Origin of the sequence: Micromonospora vulcania, from assembly GCF_042658605.1 — a bacterium.
Taxonomy (GTDB): domain Bacteria; phylum Actinomycetota; class Actinomycetes; order Mycobacteriales; family Micromonosporaceae; genus Micromonospora; species Micromonospora vulcania.
This window is the reverse complement of the sequence record NZ_JBHSQS010000013.1, coordinates 62,566-75,141: the sequence shown is the minus strand read 5'-3', so window position 1 is coordinate 75,141 and position 12,576 is coordinate 62,566. Positions and strand designations below refer to the sequence as shown.

General features: G+C 71.2%; 12 protein-coding genes, 1 tRNA gene and 1 pseudogene. 9 read left to right on the top strand and 5 right to left on the bottom strand.

Translation table 11 applies throughout. The features are described from left to right. Positions 1-81 precede the first annotated feature (81 nt). A complete protein-coding gene (locus tag ACFQGL_RS21560; RefSeq protein ID WP_377514046.1) occupies positions 82-648 on the bottom strand; it encodes a hypothetical protein in 567 nt (188 codons plus the stop codon). Positions 649-1,432: 784 nt separating this feature from the next. Here ACFQGL_RS21560 and ACFQGL_RS21555 point away from each other — a divergent pair. Continuing rightward, positions 1,433-2,143 carry a prepilin peptidase gene (locus ACFQGL_RS21555; RefSeq protein WP_377514044.1) on the top strand — a complete coding sequence of 237 codons (711 nt, stop codon included), beginning with the start codon at positions 1,433-1,435 and terminating at the stop codon, positions 2,141-2,143. Between the two features lie 208 nt (positions 2,144-2,351). Here the strand turns inward: ACFQGL_RS21555 and ACFQGL_RS21550 are convergent, their stop codons facing one another. Then, the gene (locus ACFQGL_RS21550; protein WP_377514043.1) at positions 2,352-2,981 is read right to left on the bottom strand and encodes a phosphatase PAP2 family protein; all 630 of its coding nucleotides are present in this window, start codon (positions 2,979-2,981) and stop codon (positions 2,352-2,354) included. 66 nt (positions 2,982-3,047) lie between these two features. Then, the gene (locus tag ACFQGL_RS21545) at positions 3,048-3,518 is read right to left on the bottom strand and encodes a hypothetical protein (RefSeq protein WP_377514041.1); all 471 of its coding nucleotides are present in this window, start codon (positions 3,516-3,518) and stop codon (positions 3,048-3,050) included. Positions 3,519-3,663: 145 nt separating this feature from the next. On the opposite strand from ACFQGL_RS21545, the gene ACFQGL_RS21540 reads away from it, so the two are divergent. The 3 genes from ACFQGL_RS21540 (at position 3,664) to ACFQGL_RS21530 (ending at position 6,619) form a co-directional block, all read left to right on the top strand. Then, positions 3,664-4,461: an SAM-dependent methyltransferase gene (locus tag ACFQGL_RS21540; RefSeq protein WP_377514039.1), complete on the top strand. Its 798-nt coding sequence runs from the start codon at positions 3,664-3,666 to the stop codon at positions 4,459-4,461. Between the two features lie 75 nt (positions 4,462-4,536). Further along, complete coding sequence (locus ACFQGL_RS21535) at positions 4,537-5,697, top strand: low temperature requirement protein A (protein ID WP_377514038.1); 1,161 nt, start codon at positions 4,537-4,539, stop codon at positions 5,695-5,697. A gap of 187 nt (positions 5,698-5,884) precedes the next feature. Beyond that, positions 5,885-6,619 (top strand): alpha/beta fold hydrolase, encoded by a 735-nt coding sequence (locus ACFQGL_RS21530; RefSeq protein ID WP_377514035.1) that lies wholly within the window; start codon positions 5,885-5,887, stop codon positions 6,617-6,619. Between the two features lie 28 nt (positions 6,620-6,647). Here ACFQGL_RS21530 and argS read toward each other — a convergent pair whose 3' ends face one another. Next, positions 6,648-8,366 carry an arginine--tRNA ligase gene (argS, locus tag ACFQGL_RS21525; RefSeq protein ID WP_377514141.1) on the bottom strand — a complete coding sequence of 573 codons (1,719 nt, stop codon included), beginning with the start codon at positions 8,364-8,366 and terminating at the stop codon, positions 6,648-6,650. Between the two features lie 464 nt (positions 8,367-8,830). Between argS and ACFQGL_RS21520 the strand changes: the two genes are divergently transcribed. From ACFQGL_RS21520 to ACFQGL_RS21505, 4 genes and pseudogenes are all read left to right on the top strand, one after another. Next, entirely contained in the window at positions 8,831-9,988 is a 1,158-nt protein-coding gene (locus tag ACFQGL_RS21520) for a lysylphosphatidylglycerol synthase transmembrane domain-containing protein (RefSeq protein ID WP_377514033.1), read from the top strand. A 118-nt stretch (positions 9,989-10,106) separates the two neighbouring features. After that, a complete protein-coding gene (locus ACFQGL_RS21515; RefSeq protein ID WP_377514031.1) occupies positions 10,107-10,583 on the top strand; it encodes an EndoU domain-containing protein in 477 nt (158 codons plus the stop codon). Between the two features lie 22 nt (positions 10,584-10,605). Next, positions 10,606-10,863 carry a MafI family immunity protein gene (locus tag ACFQGL_RS21510; RefSeq protein WP_377514029.1) on the top strand — a complete coding sequence of 86 codons (258 nt, stop codon included), beginning with the start codon at positions 10,606-10,608 and terminating at the stop codon, positions 10,861-10,863. 23 nt (positions 10,864-10,886) lie between these two features. After that, positions 10,887-11,024: pseudogene (locus ACFQGL_RS21505) on the top strand (site-specific integrase); the annotation flags it as partial. A gap of 116 nt (positions 11,025-11,140) precedes the next feature. On the opposite strand, the gene ACFQGL_RS21500 reads toward ACFQGL_RS21505, so the two are convergent. Further along, a tRNA-Lys gene (locus ACFQGL_RS21500) sits at positions 11,141-11,212 on the bottom strand. 226 nt (positions 11,213-11,438) lie between these two features. Here ACFQGL_RS21500 and ACFQGL_RS21495 point away from each other — a divergent pair. Then, positions 11,439-12,521 (top strand): NAD-dependent epimerase/dehydratase family protein, encoded by a 1,083-nt coding sequence (locus ACFQGL_RS21495; RefSeq protein ID WP_377514027.1) that lies wholly within the window; start codon positions 11,439-11,441, stop codon positions 12,519-12,521. Positions 12,522-12,576: the final 55 nt, after the last annotated feature.

Here is a 12,576-nt window from a genome sequence, read left to right as displayed (position 1 = left end):
GTGCCAGGCCGATTCCGGCGAGCGCCCGGCGGGACGCCCCGGCCCGGGCGGTTCGGGCCGGGACGCCCCTTCCTCCCCAGGTCAGCACGGCTGGTCCTGGTGAGCCGCGCTTGAGTTGATCAGCCACCTGCCGTCGGGATACCGGGTGGCGGTCGCGGTTGCCAGGTGTTTGCCGCCGCCGCTGCCCGGAACCACCTTCTGGTCCTTGGCGTAGACCAGCCGGTAGCCGGTCGCGTCCAGGCAGTCCTGGATCTCTACGGTGGCCGGGTTCGAGTCGAGGCTGACCGAGGTTACGGTCGGTTCGGACTTCAGCGTCCCGGTACGCATCGCGCCGTGCTCCTTTGCGTCGCGAATGGACAGACGGACCCGGGTGAGAAGTGGATCAGCGAGAAACCGGGACAGTTCCGGCGCGTGCGGATCACTGCGTCGGCTCGCCGTCCGCGAGGCCGTGAGATATCCGGAGTACGCGTCGAGTGCCGCCTTTTCGGCGGCCCGTCGATCGGTTTCCTGATCCACCCGTGGCCCGTCGCCCCGGGTCTGCGTCGGCCGTTCGACGGCCTCTTTTCCGCTGCCGCACGCGGCGATGGGAATCGCCGCCACGACCGTCAGCAGGCAGATCACCGATCGCCTGAGCTGCCGTCCGCGCACCGTCGAGCCTCCTCGTGGTCGCCCGGGGCGGTGACGGAGCATCGCCACCGGGCATGCGGAAGCGCGCCCGGATGAGCACATCCGGAGCTGTTCTTTACGCTTCTGCATTCACCGTTACGGATCTTCTACAAATGCAAGGTCCTGTGTCTCCGGTTGTTGTGGTGAGGCTTGCGCCACACCCAAGGGGCGAGCATAGGCTGACGCTCGCCGATGCAACAGTGGCATTGCACGTGAATACTCTCCGTGATGACAGGTGGTGGTGGTGGGTGTCTGCGCTGCGTTTCGTGCAATTGCCAAACGAGGCGCCGATGGTGAGTTGGCGGCGCCCGGTCGGGCGGCTCCACTCGGGACCCTTCACCCGCCCCGGTAGTGGGACATCGTGGCGTCATCCCGGCATTCGGTCCGAGTTGCCGGCCGCTCGACGAGCCGCAGTGGTCGGTGGGCAGGTCGGCGCGGATGAGGTCCGGAGCGCCCCCGGCCGGCCGTGCCGGCAGGTCGCTTTCTGCGCCATGCGCTACACAGAAGAGATCGTTCCGTTACGATCCGTGTTCGCCGTTCGTGGCGACGTCCGGCACGAAGGACGGTCGGCATGGCACTGACCGGCCCCTCGGCGGCCGTCCCGGGCCAGCGAACCCCGCCCGATCAGGGCCCCCCACCCCCTCCGACCGGCGACACACGGGCACCTACCGGCCAGACCACCAGCGGCACGCCGGTCGGTGCCGTGCCAGCGGGCACCCCGGATCGCCAACCCCCGCTCGATAGCCACCGCCACCGGATCTCGCCCGTGCTCGCGATCCTCGCGGTCAGTCCGCTGCTGCGGTGGACCGCCCTGCGCTACGCCGTACCCTCGGGCACCGCGAGCCGGACCGGCTGCGACGTCTGCGGCGCGCCGATCGGCCCGACCCGGCCGTGGCCCGCGCTGGGCCCGACGGCCCGGTGCGGTCGCTGCCGGGCCCGGATCGGTCCCGCGCCGGGCACCGTCGAAGTGGCCACGCTCGCCGCGGCGGTGGCGCTGGTGCTGGTCGGTCCGCCGTTCGGGGCGCTGCTGGCGCTGGCCTGGTGGCTGGCCTGGACGGTCCCGGCGGTCTTCGTCGACTTGGCCGTGCATCGGTTGCCGGACCGACTCACTCTGCCGGCGGCGGCCGGGACCTGGCTGCTGCTCGGCGTGGCCGCACTCGGGGACGCCGAACCGGGACCCTGGCTGCGTGCGGTCACCGCCGGCGCGGGGCTGGCGCTGCTCTTCGCGGTCAGCACGCTGGTGCTCGGCCGCCGTGGATTCGGGCTGGGCGACGCCAAGCTGGCGCTCAGCGTGGGCGCGCTGCTCGGTTGGTACGGCTGGTCGGTCCTGCTGCTGGGCCTGTTCGTGGCGTTCGGGCTGTCCGCGCTGGTCAGCCTGGGGCTGCTGGCCGCCCGCCGAGCCCGCTGGACCACCCACCTACCCTTCGGCCCGTTCCTCCTACTAGGCACGGTCGGCGCCCTCCTCCTGATCAGCTGACGCGCCGCCCGCCGCCCGCCGCCCGCAGCCCGCCGCCCGCCGCCCGCCGCCCGCCGCGCTCGGCGGCTTGATCGCGCTCGATCCAGGATCTAGTGGTGTCCGGCGCGACCGAGGCCACTACAACCAGGATCAAGCGCGACCCGGCCGGCGCAGGCGAGCGCGACCCGGCCGGCGCGGGCCGGCGGTTGGCGGGCGGCGGACGGGTCGGTCAGGAGCGGGGGCGGCCGGCCAGCTTGGGGACCGGGCGACCGGGGCGGCCGGCCCGGCGACGTAGCAGGTCGGCGGTCGGGCGGGCCAGCAGCGGTGTGGCCACCGCGGCGACCAGGGCACCGAGCAGTACGCCCACGGCCACATCGTGCGGGTAGTGCACGCCCACGAAGACCCGGGAAAAGGCGGCCAGCGCGGCCAACGGCAGTGCGACCAGTCCGAGTCGGCGGGAGAGCAGCAGCGTGGTGATCGCCAGCGCCCCGGCCAGGGTGGCGTGATTGCTGGGGAACGACCAGTCGCCCTGCGGCGGACAGGTGCCAGCGATGATCGCCCGACCCACTGTTCGGCAGGGGCGCTCCTCGTCCACCACGGTCTTGAGCCATTCGCTGCCCGCGTACGCCAGGAGAGTCGGCACCGGCGCGACCAGCGCGAGTGCCCGGTCGTGCGGGCCGCCGGACAGGCGGCTCAGCGCGGCCATCAGCAGCAGCGCGCCGAGTAGCAGGACCACTCCCTCGGTGGCGTGGCCGACGAACCACTGCACCGGTTGTGGGCTGCTGGCGGCCAGGCCGACGACGTCGCGGTACCACTCGGCACTGATCTCCGGAACGTGCGTGCTGCCGATCTCGGCCATGAATCACCTCACCAGATGTTCATACCGCGTTCATCTTGACGGTGCGGTAGGAACGGGGCAGGCGGCTCAGCTCAGAGTCGGCCCGGGTGCGCCGGCCATCCGCTCCCGGACGGCCTCCAACTCCTCGAAGGCGTACGCCCAGTTGTGGCACTTGAAGCTGCGCAGCCCGTCGATCGCGGTGTGGCAGTCGGCGCAGTTCACACCCGGGATCGCGGCCGGCACCTCGGTGTTGACGTACTTGCGCTCGCCGAGGATGACGGTCGCGATCATGGCCTTGTCGTGTACGCCGGAGAGCGCCGACGAGACGATGTCGTACCAGGTGACGCGCCGGCCGCACTTCGGGCAGTCCGGTTCGTCGCCGCTGACCCACAGTGGGGCGCCGATGCTGCGCGCCGGCATGCCGAGCAGCTTCTCCAGCCGCCGGACGTCCGACTCCGGGGTGGTCCACTGGTGCCGGCCGGGCAGCGACGCGGGCGAGTCGTACACGGCGCGGAACAGATCGTGATCGACCTCTACGGTTTCCCGCTGACTGGTCATCGGCGTCCCTCCTCGTTGAGTGGGTGCTCCCACCGTGGTCGGCGGTGACCAGGGGCGCAGCCGGATCAACGACACGAGGGGTCAGCGGGTCGTCCACCCGGGTGCTACACATCAAGATCCGACCGCGCCGTCGAAGGGATCCCTCGTGACCGACCAGCCGGCACCGACCACGACCGACGTCACCGCCCGCCCCAACGTCGCCCGGATGTACGACTACTTCCTGGGCGGCAGTCACAACTTCGCCGCCGATCGGGCCGCGGCCGAACGGGTGCTCGAACTGTTTCCGGAGACCGGGGTCGCCGCCCAGACCAACCGGCACTTCCTGCGCCGGGCCGTCCGGTACGCGGCCGAGCAGGGCGTCCGGCAGTTCCTGGACATCGGTGCCGGGTTGCCCACCCAGGGCACCGTGCACGAGGTGGTGCGGGCGGTGGCGCCGGACGCGCGGGTGGTCTACGTCGACTACGACGAGGTCGCCGTCGCGTACGCCCAGCGTCTGTTGACCGACACGCCCGGGACCGCGGTCGTCCAGGGTGACCTGCGCCGGCCGGACGAGTTGCTGGCGCGCCCGGAGGTACGCGGCCTGCTCGACCTGGACCGTCCGGTCGCGGTGTTGCTGCTCGCGGTGCTGCACTTCGTACCGAACGAGGACGACCCGTGGGCGGCGATCGCCCGGTTGCGCGACGCCACCGTGCCCGGCAGTCACCTGGTGCTGTCCCACCTGACGTTGGACGGCATTCCGCCGGAGCTGGCCGAGCGCGGACAGGCCGTCTACCGCAACAGCAGCGCCCCGCTGGTGCCCCGCACCCACGCCGAGACGCTGCGCTTCTTCGACGGGTACGACCTGGTGGAGCCCGGCCTGGTCGAGACCACCCAGTGGCGGCCGGACGGCGAGTCGCCGGCCGCCGACTCGCACGGCTACGCCGGGGTCGGCCTCCGCCGCTGACCCCGCTTTTCGCCTCCAGCGGCGGCTCCCGGGTGGTACGACGGACGCAGGGCGTGCCACCCGGGAGGAGCGCCGATGGTGAGCAGGCCTCAGCGGGTGCTGCGCGGGAAGGACGTGCCGCTCAGTGCCTCGTTCCTGGAACTCTTCTTCGATCTCGCCTTCGTCCTCGCGCTCAGCCAACTGGCCCGGCACCTGCTCGCCGACCTCACCCTGATCGGCGCGCTGCGCACCGCCCTGCTACTGACCGGGACCTGGTGGATCTGGGTGACCACCACGTGGTTGACCGACTGGTACGACCCGGAGACGTCGGCGATCCGGGGGCTGCTGATCGTCGCCACGCTGGGCAGCCTGCTGGCCGGGGTGGCGATCCCGCAGGCGCTGGACGGGCGGGGCGTGCTCTTCGCCAGCGCGTACGTCTCGGTGCACATCGCCCGAGGCGCGGTCACCGCGTACACGCTGCGCGGTCACCCGTTGCAGAGCCGAGCCCTGCGGGTCCTCGCCTGGTACAGCGTGTCCGCAGCGCCGTGGATGGCCGGCGCGTTCCTGCCGGGCTGGCGGGTGCCGCTCTGGGTGCTGGCCATCGCCATCGACCTCGCGGGCCCACGGCTCGGCTGGCCGACGCCACGACTGGGTCGGGCCCAACGGCAGGAGCTGCACCTCGCGGGCGAGCACTTCGCGGAGCGCTACCAGCAGATTATGATCATCGTGCTCGGTGAGCTCGTCCTGGTCGCCGGGCTCACGTACTCCGACAGCCGCCTCGGCCTCGCGGAGACCGGTGCCTTCCTGCTGGTCTTCATCACCGCCGTGATGATCGGTCTGCTCTACGTGCGGCCCGCCGGCCAGCGACTGGGCCCGGCCATCGAGCGCGCCGACCCAGCCCGACTCGGCGTGCTCACCGGCTACCTGCACCTGGTGATGATCGCCGGCATCGTGGTCACCGCCGTCGGGGCCGAACTGAGCATCGCCCACCCGACCGTCACCGGCGACACCACCGCCGCGCTGGTCATTCAGGGCGGACCCATCCTCTTTCTGCTCGGGCGGATCCTGTTCTCCGTTGCCATCCACCGACGCCTCTCCTGGGCGCGGGTGGCCGGCCTGTTCGTCCTCGGTGTCGCGGCGATCGTCCTACGGCTTCCACTGCTGGCGGTCAGTGCGGTCGCCACCGGGGTGCTGTTCGTGGTGGCCACCGCCGACCACGCCGCCATCCTCGCCCCCCGCCGCGCCCGCTCCCGCTGACCGGTCCAATGCGCCGCAAGACGCTGCTTCAGCAGTCGGGGCGTGCGGACGGCAGCCCATCGAAGTGTCGACGTATAGCCCGCCGGCCTGCCCGATATGGGGGAGAGTTCAGGCGAGGCAACCGCTGCCGACGGCGGCTGACGTCCGCTGGGCGGTGGTACGGCGTCCCTGCGTACAGGAGGCTCAGATGAGCGATGCGTCCCTGGCCGAGCCCGTCCGCAATGTCGTACTGGTGCACGGCGCCTACGCCGACGGCTCCTCCTGGTCCGATGTCATCCCCATCCTCCAGCGGGCCGGGCTGAACGTCAGCGCGGTGCAGAATCCGCTGACGTCCCTGGCCGACGATGTGGCCGCCACCTGCCGTGCCCTGGACCGGCAGGACGGGCCGACGGTGCTCGCCGGGCACTCCTGGGCCGGCACCGTCATCAGCGAGGCCGGTAACCACCCGAAGGTCGCCGCCCTGGTCTACGTCGCCGCCCGTGCTCCGGACGCCGGCGAAGACTTCACCGCGCTCGCCGCGAAGTTCCCCACGCCGCCGGCGAACGCCGGCCTAGTCCACAACGACGGGTACGCGCAGCTCAGCGAGACCGCCTTCCTCGACGACTTCGCGGGCGGTGTCGACGAAGCCCGCGCGCGCTCCCTCTATGCGGTCCAGGGGGCGATCGCCGGCGACCTCTTCAAGTCCCGTACGACGACCGCCGCCTGGCGGGACAAACCCTGCTACTACTCCATTTCCAAGCAGGACCGCACCACCGCGCCCGAGCTGGAGAAGTTCCTGGCCGACCGGATGAACGCGACGACGATCGAGGTCGACTCCTCGCACCTCGCCATGGTCACCCACCCGGAGGCGATAGCCGACCTCATCGTCATGGCCACGAAAGGGACCCGCAGCCCAGCGTCGGCCGCCCGGGAGCGCCCTTGATCAACCCGACCACAGGGTCCCGCATCGATCACATGCGTTCCGGAGTTCGGATGCCGAGCAGGTAGAGCCCCTGCCGAAGCACCCGCGCGGTCAGGTCGCAGAGCACCAACCGGCTCTCCCGGACCGGCCCGTCGGCCCGCAGCACCGGACACCGCTCGTAGAAGGCGCTGAACGCGGCGGCCAGCCGGTACAGGTACCCGGCCAGGTGGTGGAACTCCAGGCTCTCCGCCACCTCGCCGACCACCCTGCCGAACCCGACCAGCTCGAAGGCGAGCGCCCGCTCGGCCGGCTCGGCCAGCGAGATCCCCGCCTCGGGCCGGGCCGCCACCCCGGCCCGCCGGAAGATCGACTGGATCCGCGAGTACGCGTACTGCAGGTAGGGCGCGGTGTTGCCGTCCAGCGACAGCATCCGCTCCCAGTCGAGCACGTAGTCCTTGTGCCGGTCGCCGGACAGGGCGGTGTACTTGACCGCACCAATACCGACCGCTCGGCCCACCTCGGTCGCCTCCGCCGCACCCAACTCAGGGTTGCGCTCCCGGGCCAGCGCGGTGGCCCGGGCGATCGCCTCCTCCAGCAGCCCGACCAGCTTCACCGACTCGCCCGCCCGGCTGCGCAGCATCCGCCCGTCGGAGCCGAGGATCGAGCCGAACCCGACGTGCTCGGCCCGGGCCGGCGGGGCCAGCCAGCCGGCCTGCGCGGCTGCGGCGTACACCATCTCGAAGTGCCGCCGCTGCGGCAGGCCGACCACGTAGAGCAGCCGGGTCGCGCCGAGCGTCCCGGTCCGGTGCCGGATCGCCGCCAGGTCGGTGGCCGGGTAGCCGTACCCGCCATCGGTCTTGCGCACGATCAGTGGCAGCGGCTCACCGTCGCGGCCCACCGAGCCGGGCGGGAACACGCAGGCCGCGCCGTCGCTCTCGCGCAGCAGGCCGAGCTGGTCCAGCTCCTCGACCACCGGGCCCAGCAGGTCGTTGTAGCTGCTCTCACCGTGGAAGTCCCGCGCGCTGAGGGTGACGTCGAGCAGGTCGTACACGGTCAGGAAGTAGCGCTCGGACTGCTCCACGAACAGCCGCCACAGCCGCAGCGTCGCCGGATCGCCGCCCTGCAACGCCACCACCCGCAACCGGGACCGCTCGCGGAACGCCGCGTCGGCGTCGAACGTGACCCGGGCCGCCTTGTAGAACGAGTCCAGGTCACCCATGGACAGCTCCCGCGTCGCCTCGGCCTCACCAAGGTCGACCAGGTGCTCGATCAGCATGCCGAACGGCGTACCCCAGTCGCCCAGGTGATTGGCCCGCAGCACCCGGTGCCCCAGCCACTCCAGCAGCCGCGCCGCCGCGTCGCCGATCACCGTCGAGGGCAGGTGCCCGACGTGCATCTCCTTCGCCACGTTCGGCGCCGAATAGTCGATCACCACCGTCTCCGGGTCGGCGACCGCCGGCACCCCGAGCCGCGGGTCGGTGGCCAGCGTGGAGATCAGCCTGGTCAGGGCGCGGTCGGCGATGGTCAGGTTGAGAAAGCCCGGCCCGGAGACCTCCGCCGTACTGCACAGGTCGGTCAGGTCCGCGCGATCCAGCACCTCGGCGGCGATCGCCCGCGGCGGCCGGCCGAGCCGCCGGGCCAGCGCCAGCGCCGCGTCGGACTGGAAGTCCGCGCGCTGGGAGCGCCGCACCACCGGGTCCACCGGCCCACCGGCCGCGGTCGCGAACGCCGGTGCCAGCCGGTCGGTCAGCAGCTTTTCCAGATCCATGGGTACGCCGATCTCGCTCGGATCCGTCGCACGGATCACCGAATGGGGATGCGAGCGGACCGAGGACGATCGACGATGACCGGCGGCTCGATCCGCCGGTCGCAGGAGAGGAATGCTCAGCGCAGGCGGTCGTGGAACCGCCGGCGTCGCAGCGCGCCGAACAGAGCGTCGGGGGACGCCGTCGGGAACGCGTGCGAGCTGGTCATGCGAGCAGCCTAACCGGGCGGCCCGGGGCCCGCGCAACCCAGATCGCGCCGAGTGGCCGCATCGTCGCCAGCTCGGAGGTTCGCGACCCGCAGGATCTCGGCAGAGCGTGAGCACGGATCTCGACGCGCTCTTCCTCGCCCTCGCGGCGGTCTGCCTGGTCATCGGGTCGGTCGGAATCGCGAATACGAGGCTGGTGGCGGTCCTGGCACGGGTCGGCGGGATGGGCTGCGGCGCTGGCCGTTTGCGAGGATCGCAGCATGCTCGATCATCAGCCTGACCTGCCGGCGTCGGCAGGGGAGCCGCAGAGGCTGACTACCCCGGGTTCCCCTGCGACGTCAGAGACCGAATCCAGGGCTGGAGCAGGTCCGGCAGCCTCGATCTGGAAAAGGCCCTCGGTGCGACTGCTCCTCGTTGCTGTCGTGGTAGGTCTTGCCGCGATCGGACTTCGCGGACGCCTCCCCGCTTTCCAGGGCGTCGTGAACGCGCTTGCCGGCGCCGATTACCGCTGGGTCCTACTTGCCGCGCTGTTGCAGTTCGCCTCGATTGGCGCCTTCGCGCTTCAACAGCGGCGTCTGCTCCACCGGTTGGGGGTGCACCTCCGACGCGGCCACGCCTTTGCGATCACCCTGGCCAGTACGGCGCTCTCTATCTCCATGCCTGCCGGAGCTGCGGTCGCCACCGGGTTCACCATCCGCAAGTATCAGCATGCGAGCGCCACCCGCGAGGTAGCCGCCGCCACCGTGGTCGTGTCCGGGCTGGCTTCTATTGGCGGACTCGCCCTGCTGTACGTCGGAGCAGGTGCGGTCATCGTCGCCCGCAACCCGACGGCTCTCCTGGACTGGCAGCCGTTGATCGTCGTTGTCGGGCTGGCCGCGCTCACCACCGCTGCCGTTCTGGCTGGACGTCGGTATTCCCGCCGGCCCTCACAGGCACGCGGATGGGGTGGGCGGAGCGTCGCAGGTAGCCGAGCAAACCACTGGGTGCGCACGGTGCTGGACTCGATCCGGGACGCGTGGCGCGCGGGCGCGGAACTTCGAGTTCGCGACTGGGCGGCTGCACTCGCATTCGCCACCGCCAAGTGGCTGGCGGACCTTCTGTGTCTGGCCGCCGCCGTCCGCGCTCTCGGTCTGCCGATCGATGTGACGACGCTCGCAGGCATCTATCTCAGTGTCCAGATCGTCCGGCAAGTGCCTCTCACCCCCGGGGGGATCGGCGTCATCGAGGCGGCCCTTGTTGCCGGGCTTACCGCCATCGGCGCGAGTGCGATCAGCGCAGCTGCCGCCGTCCTCATCTACCGGCTGCTCTCCTGCTGGTTCATCATCCCGGCCGGCGGCATCGCCGGGCTCATGCTTCGTCGTGAGCAGGACGCCTCAGCCCGACCGCCCTCGCACGTCGGGGCAGGCGCGAACACGTAATTGGTGCCGGGCCGCGTGCCTCTGCGGACGTTGAGTCCGCCCGGCACTCAGCAGGGCAGCAACTCCGCGTAACGGTGACGGCGATGGCCCCAAGCGTCCCAAGTTCAGCCCCGGCATGATGCCCAAGCGCGTGGGACCAGCCCAGCAGCACGGCATCAAGCGCGCCGAGGAGGGCTACCCGAAGGGCGCCGACACATCCGAGCCCGGGGCGCCCAACAAGACCAACCCCTGGGACGACCCCGACTTCACCGACGCCAGGTACGACATGCACCGCTTCGGTCAGATGGGCGACGGGGCGATGGACAAGATCTGGGACGGCGACGGCATGGGCAGTGGCAACCACAAGCCCTCGTCCACCGAGCCCGGCAAGACGCTCTTCCCGCCCGGCACCACCAAGGCGCAGGTCGAGGGTTGGTTCAAGAGCATCGCCGCCAACCCCGACAGCCGCCCTCAGGCGCGTCCACACGGCGACGGCTGGGTCGTCAGCGGCACCCGCGACGGCATCACCTGCGTCGTTACCCTGGACAAGGACGGCAGCATCTCCGGCGGCTTCCCCGTCAGCGGCGAGGGCGTCACCACCAACCCGCCGGCTTAGACACTGAACCCACGGGAGACCCATGGAACTCATCGATTTCTACCGGCTCAGCCGCCGCATCACCGACCAGCTCGCACCCAAGATCAGCCCGAATCACCGGCCGTTCGTCCTGACCGCCGGAGGTGCCGGGGAGTGGGGTCTGGCGATCTCGACGCTCGTCGGCGCCCTGTCGGAGGAGGACGTAGTGATCACCACGGCGGAGAAGGACGCGCTGCGGGAGCTCATGGAGTTCCGCCGGGAACCTCTGACGTACCTGGAGCAGATCCGGACCTCGGACTGACGGCCGAAGCGTAGATCGGCCCCCTGGCGGACCTGGACATCCACACCCGGGTGGCGATGCAGATCCTCCGGCACGCGCAGTTCGCCATCATCTACACGGTGGTCTCCTCGGCGGCCACCCGCGACGCCCTCAAGCGGCTCGGCAGCACGCTGGACCGGTGAGCCGTGATTCGCTCACTTCATCAAGCCCTGTAGGCGGCCACTGCTGTACTTCGCTGCTGTACGAGCCGCGCCGACAAGACAGTGGCCCTAGAAAGGGCCGCTGAGCTGCAACAGAGTGGGCCGCCAGGGACTCGAACCCTGAACCTATGGATTAAAAGTCCACAGCTCTGCCATTGAGCTAGCGGCCCGCGCGCTCAGGTTACCGGACGGCACCCGTCGTCGGCTTCTGGCTTCCGGCCGGCCGGTCGATGCCTGTGCCGTCGAGGTCCGTCTGCTGATCAACTCGACTTCCGGCAACCCGGCCCGTCCCGCTCACCCAGATACCCCAACTTCCAGGAAGTCGAGTCGATCAAGCCGCACGCCAGCCCGCCCGGAGCGAGGTTGACGGGCTGCTGGGTGGGTACGGGGTCGGACATGCGGATCGTGGTGGTGGGCGCGAGCGGCAACGTCGGTACCGCCGTGTTGCGGCGGCTGCGGCGGGAGCGGGCCGTGGCGGTGGCCGGGGTGGCCCGGCGACTGCCCGGTCCGGATGCCGGAGAGCCGTACGACCAGGTGGAATGGCACTCCTGCGACATCGGGTCACCGGGCGCGGCGGAGCAGCTCGCCGAGGTGTTCGCGGGCGCGGACGCGGTGGTGCACCTGGCCTGGCAGATCCAGCCCAGCCACGACCAGCGGGTGCTGCGCCGGACCAACGTCGAGGGCAGCCGGGCCGTGTTCGACGCGGTGCTCCGGGCGGGCGTACCGGCGCTGGTGTACGCCTCCTCGGTCGGCACCTACGCGCCCGGCCCGAAGGATCGCCCGGTCAGCGAGCGGTGGCCAGCCACCGGAGTGTCGGGTTCGTCGTACAGCGAGCACAAGGCCGAGGTGGAGGCGCTGCTGGACCGGATCGAGGCGGACCATCCGGCGCTCCGGGTGGTTCGGTTGCGCCCCGGGTTGATCTTCCAACGGCACGCCGGTGTGGAGATCACCCGCTACTTCCTCGGCCCACTGGCACCCGTACGGCTGCTGCGCTTCGGCCGGATCCCTCTGGTGCCCACCAACCGCCGGTTGCGGATGCAGGCGGTGCACGCCGATGACGTGGCCGACGCGTACGCCCGGGCGGTTCTGGGTGATGCGCGCGGCGCCTTCAACCTGGCCGCGGACCCGGTGCTCACCCCGGAGCTGGTGGCCCGGCACTTCCACGGCTGGACCGTGCCGGTCGCCGCGCCGGTGCTGCGGGCGGCGGCGGCGCTCACCTGGCGGGCGCGGCTGCAACCGGTCGACGCGGGCTGGGTCGAGTTGGGCCTGAACGCGCCGCTGATGTCCAGCGAGCGGGCGGAGACCGAGTTGGGTTGGCGGCCGCAGACCGACGCGCTCACCGCGCTCAAGGAACTCCTGGCCGGGATGGCCGGTGGCCACCACACCGGCAGCCCGCCGCTGTCCGGTGCCCGCGACCTACCCGGACGTGCGGCGGGCCTGCTGCACGCCCGCCGCGCTGGCGAGGGTAACCCCTACTGACCGGCGGGGATGATCAAGAGCTTTCGGTCATTCCGACGCCGATTTCTGACCGAAA